The organism is Kineosporia succinea (assembly GCF_030811555.1).
Taxonomy (GTDB): Bacteria; Actinomycetota; Actinomycetes; order Actinomycetales; family Kineosporiaceae; genus Kineosporia; species Kineosporia succinea.
Genome location: NZ_JAUSQZ010000001.1, coordinates 5,027,821 through 5,048,591 on the forward strand (window position 1 = coordinate 5,027,821; position 20,771 = coordinate 5,048,591).

At 70.5% G+C, this 20,771-nt stretch carries 15 protein-coding genes; 9 read left to right on the top strand and 6 right to left on the bottom strand.

What is annotated here, in order from left to right:
• Positions 1–83: 83 nt before the first annotated feature.
• Positions 84–794, bottom strand: a complete 711-nt coding sequence (locus J2S57_RS21900) for a TetR/AcrR family transcriptional regulator (RefSeq protein WP_307245982.1) — start codon at positions 792–794, stop codon at positions 84–86.
• A 74-nt stretch (positions 795–868) separates the two neighbouring features.
• A complete protein-coding gene (locus J2S57_RS21905) occupies positions 869–2,506 on the bottom strand; it encodes a DHA2 family efflux MFS transporter permease subunit (RefSeq protein ID WP_307245984.1) in 1,638 nt (545 codons plus the stop codon).
• Positions 2,507–2,750: 244 nt separating this feature from the next.
• Between J2S57_RS21905 and J2S57_RS21910 the strand changes: the two genes are divergently transcribed.
• From J2S57_RS21910 to J2S57_RS21935, 6 genes are all read left to right on the top strand, one after another.
• On the top strand, positions 2,751–4,538 hold the full coding sequence (locus tag J2S57_RS21910) for a GntT/GntP/DsdX family permease (RefSeq protein WP_307245986.1): 1,788 nt from the start codon (positions 2,751–2,753) through the stop codon (positions 4,536–4,538).
• A gap of 704 nt (positions 4,539–5,242) precedes the next feature.
• On the top strand, positions 5,243–6,238 hold the full coding sequence (locus tag J2S57_RS21915; RefSeq protein ID WP_307245987.1) for an ABC transporter permease: 996 nt from the start codon (positions 5,243–5,245) through the stop codon (positions 6,236–6,238).
• A gap of 88 nt (positions 6,239–6,326) precedes the next feature.
• Positions 6,327–8,081 (top strand): ABC transporter substrate-binding protein, encoded by a 1,755-nt coding sequence (locus tag J2S57_RS21920; protein WP_307245989.1) that lies wholly within the window; start codon positions 6,327–6,329, stop codon positions 8,079–8,081.
• Positions 8,082–8,140: 59 nt separating this feature from the next.
• Positions 8,141–9,154: an ABC transporter permease gene (locus J2S57_RS21925; RefSeq protein ID WP_307245992.1), complete on the top strand. Its 1,014-nt coding sequence runs from the start codon at positions 8,141–8,143 to the stop codon at positions 9,152–9,154.
• Position 9,155: 1 nt separating this feature from the next.
• Positions 9,156–10,208, top strand: coding sequence for an ABC transporter ATP-binding protein (locus J2S57_RS21930; protein ID WP_307245994.1), 1,053 nt, complete (start codon positions 9,156–9,158; stop codon positions 10,206–10,208).
• Positions 10,205–11,236, top strand: a complete 1,032-nt coding sequence (locus tag J2S57_RS21935) for an ABC transporter ATP-binding protein (RefSeq protein ID WP_307245996.1) — start codon at positions 10,205–10,207, stop codon at positions 11,234–11,236. The genes J2S57_RS21930 and J2S57_RS21935 overlap by 4 nt, the downstream gene beginning before the upstream one ends.
• 94 nt (positions 11,237–11,330) lie before the next feature.
• Here the strand turns inward: J2S57_RS21935 and J2S57_RS21940 are convergent, their stop codons facing one another.
• Positions 11,331–12,050 (bottom strand): 3-keto-5-aminohexanoate cleavage protein, encoded by a 720-nt coding sequence (locus J2S57_RS21940; RefSeq protein WP_307245998.1) that lies wholly within the window; start codon positions 12,048–12,050, stop codon positions 11,331–11,333.
• A 25-nt stretch (positions 12,051–12,075) separates the two neighbouring features.
• Entirely contained in the window at positions 12,076–13,473 is a 1,398-nt protein-coding gene (locus J2S57_RS21945; protein ID WP_307245999.1) for a MurL-like N-terminal domain-containing, read from the bottom strand.
• 179 nt (positions 13,474–13,652) lie between these two features.
• On the opposite strand from J2S57_RS21945, the gene J2S57_RS21950 reads away from it, so the two are divergent.
• Positions 13,653–14,507 (top strand): helix-turn-helix domain-containing protein, encoded by an 855-nt coding sequence (locus J2S57_RS21950; protein ID WP_307246001.1) that lies wholly within the window; start codon positions 13,653–13,655, stop codon positions 14,505–14,507.
• A gap of 157 nt (positions 14,508–14,664) precedes the next feature.
• Positions 14,665–15,039 carry a hypothetical protein gene (locus J2S57_RS21955; RefSeq protein ID WP_307246003.1) on the top strand — a complete coding sequence of 125 codons (375 nt, stop codon included), beginning with the start codon at positions 14,665–14,667 and terminating at the stop codon, positions 15,037–15,039.
• A gap of 66 nt (positions 15,040–15,105) precedes the next feature.
• Here the strand turns inward: J2S57_RS21955 and J2S57_RS21960 are convergent, their stop codons facing one another.
• A complete protein-coding gene (locus tag J2S57_RS21960) occupies positions 15,106–16,590 on the bottom strand; it encodes an MFS transporter (protein ID WP_307246005.1) in 1,485 nt (494 codons plus the stop codon).
• Between the two features lie 338 nt (positions 16,591–16,928).
• Here J2S57_RS21960 and J2S57_RS21965 point away from each other — a divergent pair, with 338 nt between their 5' ends.
• Entirely contained in the window at positions 16,929–19,454 is a 2,526-nt protein-coding gene (locus J2S57_RS21965) for a Tex family protein (RefSeq protein WP_307246007.1), read from the top strand.
• A 444-nt stretch (positions 19,455–19,898) separates the two neighbouring features.
• Here the strand turns inward: J2S57_RS21965 and J2S57_RS21970 are convergent, their stop codons facing one another.
• On the bottom strand, positions 19,899–20,552 hold the full coding sequence (locus tag J2S57_RS21970; protein ID WP_307246009.1) for a TetR/AcrR family transcriptional regulator: 654 nt from the start codon (positions 20,550–20,552) through the stop codon (positions 19,899–19,901).
• Between the last annotated feature and the right edge of the window lie 219 nt (positions 20,553–20,771).

Below are 20,771 nucleotides of genomic sequence, written 5' to 3' on the forward strand. Positions count from 1 at the left end.
CGATGGACGCACGAGAGCTCCCCGGCCGCGGTTGGTCGGGGAGCTCTCGCGTGAGGTCGTGCTGATCAGTCGGGTCAGTCGGGTCAGTCGGGCACGACGGCCAGCTGAACCGGTGGTGGCCCGGCGCAGTCCGGCGCACAGGCCTCGAGCAGCTCGAGGTCGGTGAGCGGGTCGCCGGGCAGCGGGGCCCGGGCGTCGGGCCGTAGCCCGGCGAGCACCAGGGCCAACTGCCGGCGCCACTGGTCGGGTGCGGAGAACTTGCCCACGCCGTGCAGCATGAACTGGGTGACGGCCAGGTCGGTGACCGTGACGTCGTGCCGCACGGTGCCCTCGGCCTGGGCCCGCCCGAGGATCTCGGCGACCATCGGCTGGATCCGGGCCAGTTTCTCCACGACACGCGTCTGCATCGACGCGGCGACCGTGACGTCACCGTAGAGAAGCTCTTTCAGCCCGCGATCGGCGAGCTGCATCTCGACCGAGCCGGTGATGAGGGTGACCAGCCCCGTCCACGCGTCGGGCGCGTGCCGGGCCTGCTCGACCAGCTCCACCAGTGCGTCCACCCGGCTCGCGAACAGCGCCTCGATGAGCGAGGACTTGTCCGGGAAACGACGGTAGACGGTACCGGTGCCGACGCCGGCACGACGAGCGATCTCGTCCATGCCGGCGTCGAGGCCCCGTTCGGCGAAGACCTCGGCCGCAGCCGTGAGGATCCGTTGCCGGTTGCGTTCCGCGTCGGCCCGCAGAGGCCGGCGCCGGATCCCCGTCGGTGCGCCCACTGACTGTTCCAGCGTCATCGCCGGACCTCCCAGGGGGAAAACCACTGTGTCTGCACCATGATGCCGTGCCTGAGGTGCTGAGCGAGGACCGGTCAGCCCATCATCATGTGGGCCTGCATCTCGGCCTGGTCTTCTTCGCTCATCTGCGGCTTGCTCTTGGGGAGCAGGACGACGGCGACCAGGAAGGCGATCCCGACCATGCCGGTGGCCCACCAGAAGGTGTGGCCGAACGACTCGGCCGTCTTGGCCAGGCCCTGCTGGGCCAGGGCCAGCACGCTCGGGTCGACCTGGGACGGGTCGGGCGCGGCCTGCACCTGGGCGCCGGCGCCCAGCATCTCCGGGCTGACCCGGCTGTTGATGGCGCCGGTGAGGATGACGACCATGACCGCGGTACCGATCGAGGAACCGGTCTGCTGAATGATGTTCAGCGTGGTGCTGGCCTTGGCGACCACGGCGTGACGCATGGTCTGCATGGCCCCGGTCATCAGCGGCATCATCGAGAAGCCCATGCCGACGCCCTGCAGGAACAGGAAGCCCGAGAGCACCCAGTACGAGGTGTCGGCGCTGATCGTGGTGAGGCCGACGAACGACAGGGCCACGGCCAGCAGGCCGAACGGGGCGACCCGGCCGACGCCGGTGCGGTCGACCAGCGTGCCGGCGATCGGCATCGCGATCATCGCGCCGATACCCTGCGGGGCCAGCAGCAGACCGGTGTCGAACGGGGTCTCGCCGCGCACCTGGGCCAGGTAGAGCGGGAGCAACAGCATGCCGCCGAAGACCGAGATGATCATCAGCATCATGGTGACCGAGGAGGCCGCGAACACCTTGTTGGTGAACAGGCGCAGGTCGATCAGGGCGTTCTCGGGGTCACGCAGGGCGTGCGCCACGAACGCGGCCAGCAGCAGCGCGCCGGCGAGCATCGGCACCAGCACGATCGCGTGGCCGAAGCCGCTCTTCTCGCTGGACTCGGCCAGGCCGTAGATCAGCAGGGCGAGGCCGGGGGAGAGCAGGCCCAGACCCAGCCAGTCGAGCTTGTGGCCCGGCGTGGGAACGTCTTTCGGCAGGATGCGGAACGACATGAACAGCGCCAGCGCGCCGATCGGGGCGTTGATGAAGAAGATCCAGCGCCAGCTGAAGCTCTCGACCAGCCAGCCGCCGAGGATCGGGCCCAGGATCGGGCCGAGCAGCATCGGCACACCCATGACGGCCATGACGCGGCCGAGACGCTGCGGGCCGGCGGCGCGGGTCAGGATCGTCATACCGGCGGGCATGACCATGCCGCCGCCCAGACCCTGAAGCACGCGGAAGACGATGAGTGACGTGTCGTTCCAGGCGAACCCGGAGAGCACGGAGCCGACCACGAACAGGAAGATCGAGGTCATGTAGAGCCGCTTGGTGCCGAAACGCTCGGCGCCCCAGGCGGTCAGCGGGATCACGGTGGCCAGGGCCAGGGTGTAGCCGGTGGCCACCCACTGGATCGTCGCCAGGCTGGTGTCGAAGTCGCTGACCAGCGTGGGCAGTGCGACGTTGACGACCGTGACGTCGAGAATGGACATGATCGCGCCGAGCACGACGCAGGCGGCCACGAGCAGCAGGCCGCGGTCGAGGGACTGCGGTGCGTTCGCCGGCGCTGACGAGGCCGGCTGCGCGGCGGCCGCCTCGGGGAAGCCCGGCTCAGGGGCGCCGTAGGGCGGCTCGGCCGCGTCGCGGCCAGGTTCAGTGGTTGACATGAATGTCCCCGGGGAGAAAAGAAGTGGAGAGAAGTTTCCGGAACACACTAAAGGAAGCGGAGATACGGATTCCACTTAGTTTCCCCTGAGCAGAGGCTGTGTCGCGACTGTGTCGAGCCGGTTCACGCACAGGTCATCGCTCGTTCGGGCGTCCGCCCGGCGCCGAGTGGTCTGCCTCTAGGTGCACAAAACGGGAAAACTGCCTACGGTGCCGGGCAGCAGTGCCCGGACGAGGAGGTCCTCCGTGACATCGACGTCACCGCTCACCCTGCTCCCTCCGCTGGCCGACGGGACCGGGAAGGCCTCCGGTGACGCCCGGCTGATCACGGCCGCGGTGCTCGCGATCGCCGTGGTCATCGTGCTGATCGCCGCCGCGAAGCTGCATCCCTTCCTGTCCCTGGTGCTGGGGTCGGCGGTCCTGGGGATCACCGGCGGGCTCGGGGTCGCCACCACCATCGACAGTTTCGTGGCCGGAGTGGGGGCGACGGCGGGAACCGTGGGTCTGCTGATCGCGCTCGGCAACATGATCGGCGCCCTGCTCGCGGACTCCGGGGGCGCCGACCGCATCGTCGACCGCGTCGTCAGCCGGGTGCCCGGTGGCCGTCTGCCCTGGGCGATGGCCGGTGTCGCGGCACTGATCGGCCTGCCGTTGTTCTTCGAGATCGGTGTCGTGCTGCTGATTCCGGTGGTTCTGCTGGTGGCGGCGCGTACCGGGGTCCCACTGATCAAGGTGGCGATTCCGGCGCTGGCGGGGCTGTCGGTGCTGCACGGTCTGGTGCCGCCGCACCCCGGGCCGCTGGCCGCGGTCAGTGCGCTCGATGCCGACCTGGGGCTGACGCTGCTGTTCGGGCTGATCCTGGCGGTGCCCACGGTGATCGTGGCGGGGCCGGTGTTCGCGTCCTGGGTCTCGCGGTACGTGGTGGCCCAGGCTCCGCCCGAGCTGGTGCCGGCCGGTGGCATCGCGGGGTCGGGCGGTTTCCCGGGCGAGGAGGGTTCGCACGGAGAGCGGACGTCGAGCGCGGGTTCGTCGGGCGCGGGTTCGTCGGGCGCGGCTTCGTCGGGCGGGGCTTCGCGGGTCACGGTGGACGCGCCGGAGACTCACGCGGACACCGAGGCCACCCGGGGTGGCCGGGCCGGCGACCCGGACCCGGGCACCGAAGGGCCCGCGACGTCCGCCACCACTCGCGGTGAGGCGGGGGCCTACCCCGCTGCCGCGTCCTCCGGCACCCGGGGTGAGGAGGGCACCGACCCGACCGCGACGTCCTCCGCCCCCGATGGTGAGGAGCGCCCCGGGGTGACCGGGACTCCCCTCACCCCGGGAGGTGAGGGTCGCGCCGAGGTGACCGGGACGTCCGCCATCACCCGGCGCCCGGCCTTCTGGCCCGCGGTGGCGACCATTCTGCTGCCCGTCGTGCTGATGCTCGCGCGGGCGATCGGCGAGCTGGTTCTCGACGAGGGTGACAGCGTGCGCAACGCGCTCGAGGTGGCCGGTGAACCGCTCGTGGCGTTGCTGGTCGGCGTTCTGGTGGCCATGTTCACGCTGGGGTTCGCGACCGGGATGGACCGTACGCAGGTGTCCTCGAGCGTGGCCGGGGCGCTGCCGTCGATCTCGGCGATCCTGCTGATCGTCGCGGCCGGAGGCGGTTTCAAGCAGGTACTGGTGGACGCCGGCATCGGCCAGGTGATCGCCGACGCCGCTCGCGACGCCGACCTGTCTCCGTTGCTGCTGGGCTGGCTGGTGGCGGTGGGGATCCGGGTGGCGACGGGTTCGGCGACGGTCGCGACGATCACGGCCGCCGGCATCGTGGCGCCGCTGGCCGCCGACCAGAGCACCGCCGAGGTGTCGCTGCTGGTACTGGCGATCGGGGCCGGTTCGCTGTTCTTCTCGCACGTCAACGACGCGGGCTTCTGGCTGGTCAAGGAGTACCTGGGGCTCACCGTCGGGCAGACACTGCGCACCTGGTCGGTGATGGAGACGCTGATCTCGGTGATGGGCCTGGCCGGCGTGCTGGGGATCGCGCTGCTGGTCTGATCCGTTCCCGCTTTTCTCCCCGGCGGGGCCCCGATCGGGTGTCTGATGGACCTCGTCGACGACTCAGGGGGAGGCCGTCATGGGGATCATCGCCGCCGGCGAGGAGCCGTTCGGGCGGCCCGCCGCGCCGGGAGGCCCGGCCGATCGGGTTCCGGCTCGGGAAGGTGTGTGTGCCAACGGGTTTCGTGCCCCGGGAGGGAGGGGGAGCCCGGATTGCGGAACCGGGGCTCTCGTCCGTCAGCTCCGTCGTGTGCACGGTCGGGCGCCCGTGTGGCACCGGCGGCACGTTGCCCCGGCGCTCGAGAGGTGGTGCGGGCGCCGGGCCGATGCGGCGGGGCCGGCCCGGGAACCGTGCCGTTCGCGGCCGGGCCGTTGGCGCCGATGAGCGCGTACATGACCGAAATATCACAATCGTGTGACAGCGGACGCACAGCACTGACAAAACGGTCGAAGTAAGGGCAACCTTACTGGCCAGACCGGTGGCAAATGACTAACGTGCACCGAAACCCACGGGTAACAGGAAGTTTTGCGCCTCTCCCCCTTTTTGGTTTCACATCGGGTGGCAATCTCTCCGGACCGCCGCCCTCTGCTCCGCCTGCTCCAGAACCGCGTTCCACCTCGTTGTTCTCCAGCTCGCACCACCGAGCCCGTACTGCCGTGCCCGCACCGCCGGCCGCAGATCCGCCAGAAGGGGAGTCACCCGTATGTCCGCTCCGCTCGACGTGCCCGGGGGTGCGACGCAGGCGCAGCCGGAAGCGGTCCTGGCCGGAGCCGGCACGGCCGTCGCCGGGCGCTCACTCACGCAGATCGCCTGGCTCCGCCTGCGGCGTGACCGCTGGGCGCTGACCGGCGGCCTCGTCGTGGTCCTCCTGATCCTGATGGCGGTCTTCGCGCCGCTGGTGGTGGCGCTGCTGGGGCACCCGCCCAACGAGTTCCACCCCGACCAGATCGATCCCGACCTCTCCACGCCGCTGCACCCGATGGGCGGGATCAGCGCCGACTTCCTGTTCGGCGTGGAGCCGGTGAACGGGCGCGACCTGTTCAGCCGGGTCGTCTACGGCGCCCGCATCTCGCTGCTCATCGCCTTCCTGGCGACCCTGCTCTCGGTGTTCATCGGCACCGTGCTCGGCGTGGTCGCGGGTTACTACGGCGGCTGGGTCGACACCCTGATCAGCCGCACCATGGACCTCTTCCTGGCCTTCCCGCTCCTGGTCTTCGCCCTGGCCCTGGCCGGGGTGGTGCCGGACAGGGCGTTCGGGCTGAACGGTGACGCCCTGCGCATCGCGCTGCTCATCTTCATCATCGGGTTCTTCAACTGGCCCTACATCGGCCGCATCGTGCGGGGCCAGACCCTGTCGCTGCGCGAGCGTGAGTTCGTCGACGCCGCACGCAGTCTCGGGGCCCGCACCCCGTACATCCTGTTCCGCGAACTGCTGCCGAACCTGGTGGCGCCCATCCTGGTCTACGCCACGCTGCTGATTCCCACGAACATCCTGTTCGAGGCCGCGCTCTCGTTCCTCGGGGTGGGCGTCCGCCCACCCACCGCGACCTGGGGCGGGATGCTGTCCAGCGCCACCACCTACTACCGCGTGGACCCCGTGTTCATGCTGGTGCCCGGCCTGGCGATCTTCGTGACCGTGCTGGCGTTCAACATCCTCGGCGACGGGCTGCGGGACGCCCTGGATCCCCGCGCGCGCTGAGCCCCCTGACGCGGGGGCGCGAAGACGCCACCCCGCCCGGGATTTCGAAGAAGGTGCCGAGCTGAACACAGTGAAGGTGGTCCACACCATGAGAACAAGGCGCACGACCATCGCCGTCGCCGCGGCTGCCGCGCTGACGATGGGTCTGGCCGCGTGCGGCGGCGGTGACTCCTCCGGCGACGGTGAGGGAGGCGCGGGCGGTGCGGTGGCGTTCGACGCCGCCATCACCAGCGTCGTCAACGCCTCCGACGCGAAGGGCGGGACGATCCGCTACGCGAACGAGGGCAAGTGGGACTCCACCGACCCGGGTAACACCTACTACGGGTACGCCTGGAACTTCGGCCGCTACTACCTGCGCACCCTGGTGACCTACAAGTCGGCCCCCGGGGCCGAGGGCGCCACCCCGGTGCCCGACCTGGCGACCGACCTGGGCAAGCCCTCCGACGACGCCAAGACCTGGACCTACACGCTCAAGGACGGGCTGAAGTTCGAGGACGGCTCGCCGATCACCTCCGCCGACGTCAAGTACGCGGTGGAGCGGCAGCTGGACAAGGCCACGTTCCCGAACGGGCCGACCTACTTCAACGACTTCCTCGCCGACGTCCCCGACGGGTACTCGCCCTACGAGGGCGGCAAGGGTCTTGACTCGATCGAGACCCCGGACGACAAGACGATCGTCTTCCACCTGAACCAGTCGTTCAGCGGTTTCGACAACTTCGCCGCCCTGCCGGCCACCGCCCCGGTGCCGAAGGACAAGGACACCGGCTCGAAGTACAAGTCGACCGTGGTCTCGTCCGGGCCGTACAAGTTCTCCGACTACCAGGACGGCAAGAGCTACACCCTGGTGCGCAACGACCAGTGGGACCCGGCCACCGACGAGGTGCGCAAGGCCCTGCCCGACCAGATCGAGGTCGCGCTCAACGTCAGCAAGGACGACCTCGACCAGCGTCTGCTGGCCGGTGACATCGACGTCGCGGTGACGCAGCTCGGCATCGGCTCGGCCGCCCGGGCCCAGGTGCTGGCCGACCCGGAGAAGAAGAAGTTCGCCGACTCCGCTCCGCTGAACCGCACCTGGTTCACCTCGATCAACGGCCTGGTCGCGCCGTTCGACAACATCGACTGCCGCAAGGCCGTGATCTACGCGGCCGACCGCACCGGCTACCAGACCGCCTTCGGTGGTGCGCTGGCCGGCGGCGAGGTGGCCACCAGCCTCCTGCCCCCGACCATTCCGGGCCAGCAGAAGATCGACCTGTACCCGGTCAAGGACGAGGCCGACGGCATCGCCAAGGCCAAGGAGGCGCTCGCCGCCTGCGGTCAGCCGGACGGGTTCGAGACCAACTACAGCTACCGCGCCGAGCGCCCGGCCGAGAAGGCCGCCGGCGAGTCGATGCAGCAGGCCCTGGCCAAGGTCGGCATCAAGCTGACGCTCAAGCCCTACCCGCAGTCCGACTACTTCGCCCTCTACGCGGGCAAGCCCTCGTTCGTCAAGAAGGAGGGCCTCGGCCTGCAGGCCAACGGCTGGGGTGCGGACTGGCCCGACGGCTACGGCTTCCTGGCCCAGCTGGTCGACAGCCGGGTGATCCGGGAGACCGGTGGTGCGACCAACACCAGCGTCCGGGACCCGGAGATCGACAAGATGATCGACGCGGCGGTCAACGAGACCGATGAGTCGACCCGCCTGGCCGCCTGGGCCGCCATCGACAAGAAGACGATGGAAGGCGCCTGGGTGTACCCCGGTGTCTGGGCCAAGGTCCTGCTCTACCGGCCGGAGAACCTGACCAACGTGTTCGTCAGCAGCGCCTGGGACGGCTACGACTACGCGGCGCTCGGCGTCAAGAAGTGATCTGAGGGGTACGCAGAACCGATGAATCAACGACGGCGGCGACCGGAAAGGAATGTGCAGTGACGGCTTTCATCGCGCGGCGCGCGGCCGCCGCCGTCGTCATCCTGGCTCTGGTCAGCTTCATCACCTTCGCGATCTTCTTCCTGGTGCCGAGGCTGGCCGGAGCGAGCGCCGACGACCTGGCGGCTCGCTACGTGGGCAAGACGGCAGACGCGCAACAGGTGCACGAACGGGCGGTGCAGCTCGGCTTCACCGACCCCGTCCACCAGCAGTACGGCGACTTCGTGAAGGGCATCTTCGCGGGCCGCGACTACGACCTGGGCGGGCCCACGCCGGAACACTGCGCGGCGCCCTGTCTGGGGTACTCGTTCATCGACCAGAACGCGGTGCTGCCCGACCTGCTCGACCGGCTGCCGGTGACCCTGTCACTGGCGGCCGGCGCGGCCGTGGTCTGGCTGTTCGTCGGCGTCGGCACCGGCGTGCTGTCGGCGCTGCGCCGGGGCACGGTCTTCGACCGGTCGGCGATGGCGGTGGCGCTCGCGGGCGTCTCGCTGCCGATCTTCTTCACCGGTCTGCTGACGCTGTCCGTCTTCAGCTACACCCTGAAGATCTTCCCGCCCGGCGGTAGTTACACCCCGCTGCTGGAGAACCCGATCGAGTGGGCCTACGACCTGATCCTGCCCTGGGTCACGCTGGCCTTCCTCTACGCGGCGGGATACGCCCGGCTGACCCGTGCGGGCATGCTCGAGACGATGAACGAGGACTACATCCGCACCGCCCGGGCCAAGGGCCTCGCCGAGCGCACGGTGGTGATGAAACACGCGCTGCGCTCGACGCTCACCCCGATCCTGACCATCTTCGGCCTCGACCTGGGCCTGCTCGTCGGCGGCGCGATCCTCACCGAGTCCACGTTCTCGCTGCCCGGCCTGGGCGCCTACACGGTGCAGGCGATCTCGGGCAACGACCTGCCCAAGGTGCTCGGCGTGACCCTGCTGGCGGCGACCTTCGTGGTGATCGCCAACCTGGTCGTCGACATCCTCTATGCCGTGATCGACCCGAGGGTGAGGCTCTGAGGTGACTCTCGTCGAAGAGGGCGACACCAAGCGTCCGTTCCTGGACGTGAAGGATCTGCGGATCCACTTCCCGACCGACGACGGTCTGGTGAAATCGGTCGACGGTCTCACCTTCTCGCTGGAACGCGGGAGGACGCTGGGGATCGTCGGCGAGTCCGGCTCCGGCAAGAGCGTGTCCAGTCTCGGGATCATGGGTCTGCACCGCACCACGAATGCCCGGGTGTCCGGCGAGATCTGGCTCGACGGCGACGAACTCGTCGGCGCATCGGCCGATTTCGTGCGCAGGCTGCGCGGGCGCAAGATGGCGATGATCTTCCAGGACCCGCTGTCGTCCCTGCACCCGTACTTCAAGGTCGGCGCCCAGATCGTCGAGGCCTACCGGCTCTACAACGACGTGCCCCGCAAGGTCGCCCGGCAGCACGCGATCGACCTGCTCGGTCGCGTCGGCATCCCCGAACCGACCTCCCGGGTGGACGACTACCCGCACCAGTTCTCCGGGGGCATGCGACAGCGCGCGATGATCGCCATGGCGCTGGCCTGCGACCCGGAGCTGCTGATCGCCGATGAGCCGACCACGGCGCTCGACGTGACCGTGCAGGCCGAGATCCTCGACCTGATCCGGGGTCTGCAGCAGGAGTTCGGGTCGGCGGTCATCATGATCACCCACGATCTGGGCGTGATCGCCGAGCTGGCCGACGACGTGCTGGTGATGTACGGCGGCAAGGCCGTGGAGCACGCGCCGGTGCGTGAACTGTTCAAGGCGCCGGAGCACCCGTACACCTGGGGCCTGCTCAGCTCGATGCCGCGGATGGACCGGGTGCGGGCCGAGCGCCTGCTGCCCGTGCCCGGCAACCCGCCGAGCCTGATCAACCTGCCCCCGGGGTGCGCGTTCAGCCCGCGCTGCCCCTATGACGAGCTGACCGACGGGAAGGCCCTGACCGACGTGCCCGAACTGCGGCCGGTGCCGGGGAAATCCGCGCACAGTGTGGCCTGTCACCTGCCGTTCGAGAAGCGCCGGCAGCTGTGGACGGAGGAGGTGGCACCGAAACTGTGACTTCCGACGACCTGCTGCTCGACGTCCAGGGACTGAAGCGGCACTTCCCGGTGAGGCGCGGCGGGATGTTCCGCCGTCAGGTGTCCGCGGTGAAGGCCGTGGACGGCCTCGACTTCCAGGTGCGCAGGGGCGAGACCCTGGGCCTGGTCGGCGAGTCCGGCTGCGGCAAGACCACCACCGGCCGGCTCCTGACCCGTCTGGACGAGCCCACCGATGGTTCGATCCTGCTGGACGGCACCGACATCGCCCACGTGTCCCGGGGGGCCATGCGCCCGCTGCGCCGGGACGTGCAGATGGTGTTCCAGGACCCGTACTCGTCGCTGAACCCGCGGCACACCGTGGGCACGATCGTCGGGGCGCCGTTCCGGCTGCACAAGACGCTGCCCGCGGACAAGATCAAGCCCGCCGTGCAGGACCTGCTCAAGCTGGTCGGCCTGAACCCGGAGCACTACAACCGCTACCCGCACGAGTTCTCCGGCGGGCAGCGGCAGCGCATCGGCGTGGCCCGGGCGATCGCGCTGCGGCCCAAGCTGATCATCGCCGACGAGCCGGTCTCGGCCCTCGACGTGTCGATCCAGGCGCAGGTCATCAACCTGCTCGAGGACCTGCAGAACGAGTTCGGCCTGACCTACGTGGTGATCGCGCACGACCTGTCGGTGGTGCGTCACATCTCCGACCGGGTCGCGGTGATGTATCTCGGCAAGATCGTCGAGATCGCCGGCCGGGACAGCCTCTACGACAGCCCGATGCACCCGTACACGCACGCGCTGCTGTCGGCCGTGCCGGTTCCCGACCCGGACGTGCGCACCGACCGCGAGCGCATCCGCCTGCGGGGCGAGGCGCCGAGCCCGCTGAAACCGCCGTCCGGCTGCCGGTTTCACACCCGGTGCTGGAAGGCGCAGGAGATCTGCTCGGTGACCGAGCCGCCGCTGGTCACGCTGGCGCCGGATCACGAGGTGGCGTGCCACTTCCCGGAGAACGCGCCGGGAGAACGCCTGCAGGCGAGGCCGGTTCAGCCCGCCGAATGAGAGCTGTCCCCTGAGGGACGACGTGGGCACCTGAGCGCGACCGTCGCCCTGGCGGGGCGGGTGATGAGGGACGACGTGCGCACGTCGTCCCTCATCAGCGCAGGTTCAGGGTGGCCCGCACCAGGTCGTGGTTGCCGGTGACCTTGTCGCCGTCCGGTCCGGACAGGGTGTCCTCCAGGCCGATCCGGGTGTCGAGCCCGAGACCGAGCGCGTGACGCAGCACCGGCCAGCAGGCCTCCTGCTCGCCGTGCAGCAGCACCGGCACGCCGGGGTCGCCCAGTTCCTTGAGGATCGTGTCGGCCTCGGCGACCGCGTGGTCCGGCCGCACCCCGATGATCTCGACGAGAACCCGCACCAGGCCCGGGATCCCGGCCGCGAGCAGCAGCTGGGCGTCGCGGGTGGTCCAGACCCCGGCCTCGATCCCGATCCCGGTGCCGTGCAGGATCCCGGCCAGCTCGAGCGCGCTGGGCTCGGACAGGTTCACCGAGGCGAAGTCGGGGCGTTCCGCGGGGCGCAGCACCACCCAGCCGCCGATCAGCTCGCGGCGGGCGGAGACGTCACGGGCGGTGATCCAGAGCCCGGTCGAGACCCCGACCGGCACGCCGGGGCAGGCCTGGCGCACGGCACTGACCGCGGCCGCGACGTCGACGGCGAGCAGGGACTCGGTGCCGTCGGAGCCGCGGGGGTGCAGGTGGATCGCGTCGGCCCCGGCCTCGACGGCGGCGCGGGCCGAGCGGGCGAGCTGGGACGGGGTGACCGGCAGTCCGGCGTGCTCGGACGCCGTGCGGGACCCGTTGAGACACACCTTCAGCATCACTGCCGCCCTTTCTCGCCACACGTCACGGGTAATCAACCGTGTCCGGGGCGTCACGTCCAGTACCGCGAGTGCGCGCCTTCTCGACGAAGGGGCGGATCGCGGCGGGGACCAGGTCGTCCGCGCCCCACTCGCCCAGCACCTCGGTGAGGGACGGGGCGTTCTTGATCCGCGCGTCCTCACTCATCATCGCGAGGGCGGCGGGGGTGCCGGTCTGCAGGACCACCCGGATCGCCGCCCTGACCTCGTCCTCACTGCCCGTGCCCTCGAACGGCTTGGTGCCGTGCAGGCCGGCCATGCGCTCGTAGAGATCCGCGAGGGTGACATCGGCGAACAGGTCGCCGCCGACCTTGCCCACCGCCACGTCGTGACCGAACATCACCGAGGTGGCCAGGAAGACCCAGGCGCACGTGGCGCACGTCCGGCACCAGTCCCGGCCGGTTCCCTCGCTCCGGGCGGCGGCCTGGTTGCAGCCGGCCGTGCGCAGATACGCGTCGAGGTCGTCGGTCAGCAGCGAGATGATCTGGAGTTCGAGCAACGGACGCAGCGGGCCGGCGTAGGCGGGTGCCTGCGGCACCCAGCGGTCGCGGTACTCGCGCAGGAGGTCCTCGAACTCGTACGTCTTGGTCCACCGGTGGTTGACCGGGCGTCCGCGGTAGGCCTTGATGTTCGGCTCGTCGTCGCTGCGCGAGGTGCCGGCCAGCACGTCCGTGTGACCTGCGAGGTACCCGGCCAGCAGTGCGGTGAAGGCCAGGCCGGCGGAGTACGGGGTGTGGCCGTCGGGGTGCCCGGCGGCCTTGAGCCGCAGCAGCTCGGGAAGGATCTGCTGCTCGGCGGTGATGATGCGCCCCGGGCCGAGGGTCTGCGCGACCTCGAGCTGACCGGGGGCGGGGTTGTGGAGAAAGATGTCCATCGGCAGGGCTTTTCGCGTGGTCAGGGCCAGCGCGAGCGAGTCCTTGCCGCCGGAGAACATCACCAGGGCGCGCGCGCCGGGCTGCGTGGCGGCCCCGGCCGGGCCTGGTTCGCCCGTGGTCACGAGCGTCAGGAAGTCCGGCGCGGTGAAGTCGATGTCGTTGCGGTAGAAGAACTCTCCCATCGCCGAAGGCCAGAACCCGGCCCACCAGCGGTGCTGCCCGGGCAGGACCGGGATGCTCAGGGTGGGGCTGCAGAAGGCCTTCCAGTACGAGAACGCCTCGACCGTGGCGAGTGCGTTCATCAGCGCCCGGGCCGGTTCGTCACCGGCGCGCGCCAGCTCGTGGGGCTCCAGGCCGCGCAGGGTGACCGAGGGCTCGAACGTGTGCTGCCCGACCTCGAACCGGAACCGGACGACGAGGTCCGTCCCCTCGACCGTGCCCGTGGCGCCGGCCACGGTGAAGGTCGGATGGGCGGCCCGGAGGGCGTCGAGGCCGACGGCGGTGCTCATGCCCGCAGCCTAGGTGACGGGTCGTCCGCGGGGTGGCGGGCGCCCGGCCGGAGATCACGCACCACGACACCGGACCGCCCGTGTCTCACGAGCGCACCCCTGACGTGCGGGAAAGCCCGGCGGGTGAAGATCGCGGCAAAATCTGCACATTAGCCGCTTCTGTTACTTATGGTGCCGTCATGGTCACCGCGATGAACCCGAGAGGTCATGAGCCGGACTCGTTCGGGGAGGTGCCCCCGGACCTGACCGGTGACCCGGCCGGCGACCTGGCCGGCGATCCCGCCCGAGCTCGTTCCGACGGCGAGTTCCTGCGGGCACTCGCCCTCCGGCGGCGTATGCGGCAGGAGAGCTATCAGGCCCTGGCCCAGCGCACCGGCATTCCCCGCAGCACGCTGGCGGACATGCTCGCGGGGCGCCGCCGGCCCCGTCCCGAGGTGGTCGAGGCGGTCGTGGGGGCCTATGCCGCCGATCCGGGCCAGGCCCGGCAGTGGGTGCTCACCTGGCAGCGGCTGCAGGTCGCGGAACCGGGAACGCCCTCCGTCGCGACACCGGCTCCCGTTCTGGCCCCGATCCCCGCCCCCCGTCGCCGACGCGTCCTGCTCAGCGGGATGGCGGTCGCGGTGGCGGTTCTCGCCGGCGCCGTGGTTCTGCCCGGGGGAGCGTGGGGCACGTTCTGGCCGGACGGCGCCGAGGCGGCGGAGCGATCGCAGGAGCTACCGGTCTACAACGTCGAGGCGGCGTGCCGGCCGCTGCGCACCCAGGAGTGCGGCCTGGGCGTCGTGCGGGACCCGCACGCTCCGTCCTCGGCCGCCAACCGACTGACCCGGGTCTGGCACGGTGACCGGCTGATCCTGCACTGCGTGACCCAGGGGCGGCTCATCGTCGACGAGGAGGGCATGTCGACCGACCAGTGGTACCGGGTCTCGGTGCCCGGGCAGGACGACCTGACCGGCTGGTTCCCGGGCATCCGGCTGCGGGTCTACCAGGCCTCGCCGGCCTGTGCCGAGGACGTCTCCCCGGCGTCACCGGATTGAAGCCCCCCGGCCGAGCGGTTCCGGGCCGTTCCGAACCCGTTCGGGGTCGTCCGAGATCGTCCGAGATGCCGCCGCGGCCCTCACCAGGACGGTTGCCTGGGCGACGACGCGCCTCGGAAGCAGCCGGCGCGGCTCCCACTCGGAAGGACCTCTCCACATGTTCACTCGCACCCGGATCGCCGCCGCTCTCGCCGCCACCGGACTGGCCCTGACGCTCGGCGCCGGCACCGCCCAGGCCGCGGGCCAGACGATCGCCGCCACCTCCCACGGCTGCCCCGACGGGTACGTGTGCATGTACCCGTCGGCCGGCTGGAACAACGACGTGCCGCAGGCCAAGTGGTACACGTACGGTGCGCACAACCTCAGCAACGTCCTCGGCACGCACCGGCTCTTCAACAACCAGACCGGTGGGGCCATCGCGCGCACCTGCACCGGTTACAACGGCACCGGCTGCGAGGGGGCCCTCGGGGCGGGCTGGTACATCGACAAGAACATGACGCCGATCAACTCGGTCCTGCTCGCCACGAGCTGACCCGTCCTCACGCAAACACCGTGCGGCCCGGCGGGAACCGCCGGGCCGCACGGGAGTGGGGGAAGGTCAGGACGACAGGCCCGACACCGGGGAGAACTCGCCGGCCATGCTGACCGCGGCCTCCTCACGCTCCTCCTGCGCCGCCACCGCGTGGTGACCGCGCACACCGAACAGGCCGATCAGCGCGACCACCGCGAACGCGATGGCGCCGAGCACGAAGACCACCACGTAGGCGCCCTCGGACGGCAGGCCGGTGGTGTCGCTGACCATGCCGGTGAGCAGGCTGGTGATGAGCGCGCTGGCCAGGGCCGAGCCGACCGACCGCATGATCGAGTTCACGCTGTTGGCCACACCGGTCTCGGACGGCTGCACGCTCTGCACCAGCAGGGCCGGCAGGGTCGCGAAGCCGAAGGTCACGGCGAGCTGGCCGACGCTGCCGAAGAGCACCATCTGCCAGGTGTGGTCGTGGAACAGGGCCATGCCGGCGAAACCGATGACGCCGAACGTCGCCCCGGTGGACAGGGCGCGACCGGCCCCGACCCGGTGCACGAACGCGCCGATGAACGGGGCGGCGATCACGCCGATCACACCACCGGGCAGCAGGTACACGGCGCTGGCGGTGAGCACGTCCGCGCCGAAGCCGTAACCGGTGAGCGCACCGGGCGTCTCGACGAAGCTGGTGATGCCGAGGAACGAGGCGAAGAGACCGAAACCGACGAGCAGGCCGGCCACGTTCGTCATCGCGACACCGCGGTTGGCCAGCAGTTTCGGGCTGGCCAGGGGCTGCTTGATCCGGCCCTCGACGAAGACCCAGCTGACCAGCACGACCACGGCCGCCACGAACAGGCCGATGGTGGCGGGGGAGCTCCAGCCCCAGCTCTCGCCCTGCGAGATCGGCAGGAGCAGCAGCACCAGACCGGCGCCGAGGATGCCGCCGCCGACCCAGTCGACCGAGGTGTTGGTGCCGTCGGGCTTGGTGCGCGGCAACGTGAACCAGCCGATGACCAGCGCGATCACGGTGATGGCGAGGCCGAACCAGAACGGGCGGCGGTAGCTGGCGTCGCCCTGCGTGAGCAGGCCGGTGACCAGCAGGCCGACCACGCCGCCGACGCCCAGAGTGGCGCTGACGAGGGCCATCGACTGGGTCAGCTTCTGCGGCGGGACCTCGTCGCGCAGCACGCCCATGGAGAGCGGGAACAGGCCGTACGAGGTGCCCTGCAGCACGCGGGCCACGATCAGCAGCGGCAGCGAGCTGGTGAACAGGGCGAGCAGGATGCCGGCCAGCACCACGACCAGGATGCCGAGCATCACCGGGCGGCGGCCGTAGACGTCGCCGAGGCGACCGAGCACCGGGGTGGCGACGGCGGCGGCGAGCAGGTTGGCGGTGAGGACCCAGGCGACGGCCGTGAGGTCGGCGTCGAGCTGCTCGGCGATGCGCGAGAGCACCGGCACGACCAGGGTCTGGAGCAGTGACAGCGTCATCACCGCGGTGGCGAGGCCCACGACCAGGAGGCCATGACCCTTCTGCTGCGGGCTCTGGGGGGTGGACAAGCTGGTTACTCCGCCTTCTTGTTGCAGAACTGGTGCCAGGGATGAGAAGCAGGCGTCGGCACTGACGGCTTTCGTACAAGCGTGGTAGTTCGTTGCGGACGGCAACTAACCGGAGGGTGAAGCGTAGAGGAGGGCTCTCCGTATTCCCTCGCGGGTATCTGCCGAACGGGTGACGCGCACCACCCACGGTGGCGCTTGCTGCGGATTTGGGTGGGGATGAGGGGAGTGGCGCCCGGGTCGCCGTGCTTCGCCCACCGTCGGGTCCGCATGTTGTCGGTGCTAGCCCCTAGAGTCTGCGGTGGTCCTTCCGCAAGCACCGGGCAAGAGGTGGGTAGAACGTGACAGTGTCCGTCGAACAGCGCATCGCCGACGAGCTGCAGGTACAGCTGTGGCAGGTGGTCGCCGCGATCGGGCTGCTCGACGACGGCGCGACCGTGCCGTTCGTCGCCCGTTACCGCAAGGAGATCACGGGCACGCTCGACGACGCCCAGCTCCGCACGCTGCAGGAGCGGCTGGCCTACCTGCGCGAGCTGGAGAAGCGGCGCGAGGCGATCCTCGAGTCGATCGGCTCGCAGGGCAAGCTCACTCCCGAGCTCGAGGCCCAGGTGCGTGAGGCGGAGACCAAGTCCCGCCTCGAGGACATCTACATGCCGTACAAGACCAAGCGGCGCACCAAGGCCCAGATCGCGCGCGAGGCCGGGCTCGAGCCGCTGGCCACCGGTCTGCTGGCCGACCCCTCGCAAGACCCGAAAGACGTGGCCGCGCAGTACGTCGACGCCGAGAAGGGTGTCGCCGACGTGCAGGCCGCGCTCGAGGGCGCACGCTCGATCCTGGTCGAGACCTTCAGCGAAGACGCGGATCTCATCGGTGGCCTGCGCGAGCGCATGTGGAACCGCGGCCGGCTGGCCGCGACCGTGCGCGAGGGCAAGGAGGCCGCGGGCGCCAAGTACTCCGACTACTTCGACCTCACCGAGCCCTACACCAAGCTGCCCTCGCACCGCGTGCTGGCGATGTTCCGCGGTGAGAAGGAAGAGATCCTCGACCTCGCCTTCGAGGCCGACGACGCGCCGCCGCCCGCCCCGGGCGAGCTCGGGGTCAGCGAGCAGACCATCGCGCACCGCTTCGAGATCTCCAACCAGGGCCGCCCGGGCGACAAGTTCCTGATCGACGCGGTGCGCTGGGCCTGGCGCACGCGCATCTCGGTGCACCTCGGTCTCGACGTGCGCAGCCAGCTGCGCAGCGCCGCCGAGGAAGAGGCCATCCGCGTCTTCGCCGCCAACCTGCGCGACCTCCTGCTCGCCGCCCCGGCCGGCAACCGCGCCACGATGGGGCTCGACCCGGGCATCCGCACCGGCGTCAAGGTCGCCGTGGTCGACGGCACCGGCAAGGTCGTGGCCCACAGCACGATCTACCCGCACGAGCCGCGCCGCCGCTGGGCCGAGTCGCTCGACGAGCTCGAGAAGCTCGCCCGCCAGTTCAACGTCGACCTGATCGCGATCGGCAACGGCACCGCCTCCCGCGAGACCGACAAGCTGGCCGCCGAGCTCATCGCCCGCGCCAAAGACCTGAACATGACCAAGGTCGTGGTCTCCGAGGCCGGGGCCTCGGTCTACTCCGCGTCGGCCTACGCCTCGGCCGAGCTGCCGGATCTCGACGTCAGCATCCGGGGCGCGGTCTCGATCGCCCGCCGCCTGCAAGACCCGCTGGCCGAGCTGGTCAAGATCGACCCGAAGTCCATCGGCGTCGGTCAGTACCAGCACGACCTGCCCGAGTCGGCGCTCGCCCGCTCGCTCGACGGAGTGGTCGAGTACTGCGTGAACGCGGTCGGCGTCGACGTGAACACCGCGTCCGCCCCGCTGCTGCGGCAGGTGTCCGGCATCGGCGAGACGCTCGCGGCCAACATCGTGTCGCACCGCGACCAGAACGGGCCGTTCAAGAACCGTAAGTCGCTGCGTGACGTGCCGCTGCTGGGTGCCAAGGCGTTCGAGCAGTCCGCGGGCTTCCTGCGCATCCAGGGGGGCGACGACCCGCTCGATGCCTCCGGCGTGCACCCCGAGGCCTACCCGCTCGTGCGGCGCATCCTCACCAAGGCCGAGGTCGACCTGCCCGCGCTGATCGGCAACACCGCGCTCATCCGCACGATGAAGCCGTCCGAGTTCGCCGACGACACGTTCGGCCTGCCGACCGTCGCCGACATCCTCGGTGAGCTCGACAAGCCCGGCCGTGACCCGCGTCCCGCGTTCAAGGCCGCGACCTTCGCCGAGGGCGTCAACACCGTGGCCGACCTCAAGCCCGCCATGGTGCTCGAGGGAGTCGTCACCAACGTGGCCGCGTTCGGTGCGTTCGTCGACATCGGCGTGCACCAAGACGGTCTGGTCCACGTCAGCGCGATGTCGAACAAGTTCGTGTCCGACCCGCGCGAGGTCGTGAAGCCCGGTGACGTGGTGAAGGTGAAGGTCATGGAGGTCGACGTCGACCGCCAGCGCATCTCGCTGACGCTGCGGCTCGACGACGAGATCGGCGCCCCGGCCGGTGGTGGCCGCGGTTCGCGCGGCGGTGCGCCGCGGGGTGAGCGTTCCGATCGCGGGCCGCGGGGTGGCCAGGGCGGCGGTCAGGGCGGTCAGGGTCAGGGCCGCGGTGGTCAGGGCCGCGGTGGTCAGGGCGGCAACGGCGGACGCGGCGGTCAGGGCGGTCCCGGTGGCGGCGGTCAGCGGGGTGGTCAGGGTGGCCAGGGCCGTGGCGGTCAAGGTGGCCAGAGCCGTGGCGGTCACGGTGGTCAGGGTCGCGGTGGGCAGGGCGGTGGCTCGGTGCCCGACACGGCGCTCGCCGACGCTCTGCGCCGGGCCGGGCTGCTGAACAAGTAGCCGGCTGAAAGCCTCGGCGGCCGGGCTGGTTCCGCGCGGTCCAACCGTGTGGAACCGGTCCGGCTGCGGCGTTCTGTTTCCGTTCCCGGAGTGCGCTCGAGGGAGCAGGCGCCCCGGTTCGGACGACGCGCCACCAGGCACAGGTGCCAGGGGGACCGGGAGATCCGGAATCGGCGCCCCGGAGTCGGCTTTGACTGAGCGACCGGTGCCGCGGTGCCGGGCTTGAGTGCGCGACCGGTGCCGCGGTGCCGGGCTTGAGTGCGCGACCTGTGCCCCGGTGCCGGGCTTGACTGAGCGACCTGTGCCCCGGTGCCGGGCTTGAGTGAGCGACCCGTGCCTGGAGCCGGGCTTGATTGAGCGACCTGTGCCTGGAGCCGGGCTTGAGTGAGCGACGGGCGCCGCGGTGCCGGGCTTGACCGAGCAACTGGCGCCTCGGAACCGGCCCTATCCGAGCAGCGCGCGCACCTGGGTCAGCAGCTGGCCGGCCGTCAGGTCGAACGGTTCCAGGTCCCGTTCGGCCCGGGCCAGCACCACCGCGCCCTCGCTGGCCGCGATCAGCAGCGTCGCGAAAGCCGGTGCGGCGTCGGGGGAGAGGCCGCCGTTCTCGAGCAGCCGGGCCAGACGGGAGCGCCAGCCGCGGAACACCTCGGCGGCGTCGTCGAGCAGCTTGGGGGAGTCGGCCGCCACGGTCACCGCGACCACCGCGCAACCGGTCGAGCAGCCCGAACGCGACAGCAGCAGACGCCAGCTGTGCAGGAAGCGTTCGGTGACCACGTCGGCGGCGTCACCGTCCCAGCGGTCGAGCCAGGCCTGGGTGCGCTGTCCGGCCAGCCCGAGCGCCTCCGAGACCACCTGCTCCTTACCCTCGGGAAAGGAGTGGTACATCGAGCCGCGTGCGGCCTTCGACGCGGCCAGGATCTCGGTCAGCGACGTGGCCTGCAGCCCGCGACGGGCCAGCAGCGTGGCCGTGCCCTCGATGATCCGGTCCCGGGCGGTGCCCTTGTTCGTGACGACCTTGAGGCCGTCCGGGCCGGCGTTCAGCTCCGGACCGTTCTTCGGCGCCTGACCGTTCTTCAGCTCCGGGCCATCCCTGAGCACCGGCCCATCCTTGAGCACCGGCCCATCCCTGAGATCCGGGCCGGGCCTGAGTTCCGGGCCGGATTCCAGGTCTGTGCTGACCGACAGATCGCCGGAAGCCGCGGTTCGCGCCACCATGACGCCATGCAATCACAGCGGGTCACGGCGTCCGGCGAAACGCGCCCGGGGTCCGGCGGGGAGCTGCGGTCCCGGGCTGGTCCTGAACAGCGAAATAACCAC

What these genes read in the sequence shown, in the direction of transcription:
- J2S57_RS21900 (WP_307245982.1), bottom strand. Translation starts at nt 794, where the DNA reads ATGACGCTGGAACAGTCAGTGGGCGCACCGACGGGGATCCGGCGCCGG.
- J2S57_RS21905 (WP_307245984.1), bottom strand. Translation starts at nt 2,506, where the DNA reads ATGTCAACCACTGAACCTGGCCGCGACGCGGCCGAGCCGCCCTACGGC.
- J2S57_RS21915 (WP_307245987.1), top strand. Translation starts at nt 5,243, where the DNA reads ATGTCCGCTCCGCTCGACGTGCCCGGGGGTGCGACGCAGGCGCAGCCG.
- J2S57_RS21920 (WP_307245989.1), top strand. Translation starts at nt 6,327, where the DNA reads ATGAGAACAAGGCGCACGACCATCGCCGTCGCCGCGGCTGCCGCGCTG.
- J2S57_RS21940 (WP_307245998.1), bottom strand. Translation starts at nt 12,050, where the DNA reads ATGCTGAAGGTGTGTCTCAACGGGTCCCGCACGGCGTCCGAGCACGCC.
- J2S57_RS21945 (WP_307245999.1), bottom strand. Translation starts at nt 13,473, where the DNA reads ATGAGCACCGCCGTCGGCCTCGACGCCCTCCGGGCCGCCCATCCGACC.
- J2S57_RS21950 (WP_307246001.1), top strand. Translation starts at nt 13,653, where the DNA reads ATGGTCACCGCGATGAACCCGAGAGGTCATGAGCCGGACTCGTTCGGG.
- J2S57_RS21955 (WP_307246003.1), top strand. Translation starts at nt 14,665, where the DNA reads ATGTTCACTCGCACCCGGATCGCCGCCGCTCTCGCCGCCACCGGACTG.